Source organism: Brevibacterium sp. VCM10, assembly GCF_000583215.1.
Taxonomy (GTDB): Bacteria; Actinomycetota; Actinomycetes; order Actinomycetales; family Brevibacteriaceae; genus Brevibacterium; species Brevibacterium linens.
This window is the reverse complement of the sequence record NZ_JAJB01000124.1, coordinates 1-1,918: the sequence shown is the minus strand read 5'-3', so window position 1 is coordinate 1,918 and position 1,918 is coordinate 1. Positions and strand designations below refer to the sequence as shown.

The window sequence follows — 1,918 nt, the reverse complement described above, 5'->3', positions numbered from 1 at the left end:
GTCTTCGCCGACGCCGACCTTATATCCGCTGTCACCTCAACCCCGACCGGAGCCCGGGCGCAAGTGATCGACTTCGCCGATCTCATTCCGGTCGCCACAGCGGAGGAGATCGCTCCTGCCGACAGTGCGGAGTTCACCGTCGATGACGCGGACGTGGCTCAGCTGCTCTACACCTCCGGCACCACCTCGGCGCCGAAAGGCGCGGTGATGACCCATCGTGCCCTTCTGCACGAGTACCTGTCGTCCCTCATGTCCCTTGACTTCGCAGCGACGGATCGTGCCGTCCATGCCCTGCCGCTCTACCACTCTGCGCAGATGCACGTCTTCCTGCTGCCGCTGCTGTCGATCGGCGCGCACAACATCATCGTCCCTGCACCCGTGCCCGAGCAGCTGCTCGCTATCTTCGAGGAACGCCAGATCAATTCGTTCTTCGCCGCTCCCACCGTCTGGGTAGCGCTGGCCAACAGCCCCGACCTCGAAACCCGCAACCTCGACAGCCTCCACAAGGCCTACTACGGTGCGTCGATCATGCCCGGGCCGATCCTTCAGAGGCTGCGCCGGCGGCTTCCGCAGCTGGGCTTCTACAACTGCTTCGGCCAGTCCGAACTCGGACCCCTGTGCACTGTGCTGCGTCCCGACGAGCACGACGATCATCCGGGTTCGGCCGGTCGCCCGGTCATGTTCGTCGAGACCCGCGTCGTCGACGCCGGCGGTGACGACGTCGGCCCCGGCGAGGAGGGCGAGATCCTCTATCGGTCGCCGCAGCTGTGCGAAGGCTATTGGAACCGCCCGGAAGCCACCGCCGAGGCGTTCGACAACGGCTGGTTCCATTCCGGGGACCTCGTCAAGGTCGACGAGCAGGGTTTCGTCGAGGTCGTCGACCGGGTCAAGGACGTGATCAACACGGGCGGCGTGCTGGTCGCCAGCCGCCAGGTCGAGGACGCGATCTTCGAACTGCCCCAGGTCGCCGAGGTGGCTGTGGTCGGGATCGCCGATGAGAAGTGGATCGAGGCGGTCGCCGCCTTCGTCGTCCTCAAGGACGGCCAGCCGTCACTATCGGCCGAGGAAGTCACCGGCCACGTCAAGTCGCGTTTGGCCGGATTCAAGGTGCCCAAGCGGGTGGAGTTCGTCGCCGAACTGCCGAAGAACTCGGCGGGGAAGATCCTCAAGCGCAGCCTGCGCCAAACCTGAGGGCATGCGGCCCCTCAGGCGTTGGCGACTGCAGCGGTGCCTGCACCGCGCCTGCGGATGACGGGATCAGTGTGGGTGGCCGCCTCGGCGGTGAGGTAGTCGCCGAGGAAGATCGAATTGGCCAGCTGCAGTGCCATCGGCTGCAGCGACCTGAGGTGGATCTCGCGGCCGCCGGCCAGACGGATCTCTCGGTCGGGGCAGACGAATCGGGCCGTCGCGACGATCTTCATGCACTGCATCGGGGTGAGGTTCCACTGCCCCTCGAGCGGGGTGCCGTCGAAGGGGACGAGGAAGTTGATCGGGATCGAGTCGGAGCCGAGGGCCTTGAGCGCGAAGAGCGCTTCGATGATCTGCTCGTCGCTTTCGCCGAGTCCGACGATGAGGCCGCTGCAGGGTGAGACTCCGGCGGTCTTGGCCAGCTCGAAGGTGTTCGCCGGGTCCTCATAGGTGTGGGTCTTGACGATGGTGTCGTGGTAGGACTCGGCGGTGTTGATGTTGTGGTTGTAGGCGTCGGCTCCGGCTTCCTTGAGCGTTTCGGCCTGCCCTTCTCTGAGGATGCCCAGGCAGGCGCAGACTCGAGAGGCTCCCCCGCCGATGCCCAGGCTCGCCTGATCCATGGCCTCGTCGGTGCTCAGCCTCGAGTACTTGAGGATCTCCGCCGTCGAGCCCAGCGACTGAGAGCAGTAGGTGCAGCTTTCCGGGCACATTCCCGATTTGAGGTTGACGA

General features: G+C 65.5%; 2 protein-coding genes. One reads left to right on the top strand and one right to left on the bottom strand.

The window, feature by feature from the left end; all coding sequences use genetic code 11:
• A partial coding sequence (locus AD89_RS0117660; RefSeq protein WP_025781009.1) for an AMP-binding protein occupies positions 1-1,191 on the top strand: 1,191 nt, incomplete at its 5' end.
• Positions 1,192-1,205: 14 nt separating this feature from the next.
• Here AD89_RS0117660 and bioB read toward each other — a convergent pair.
• On the bottom strand, positions 1,206-1,918 hold a 713-nt coding region (gene bioB / locus AD89_RS0117655), incomplete at its 5' end, for a biotin synthase BioB (RefSeq protein ID WP_025781007.1).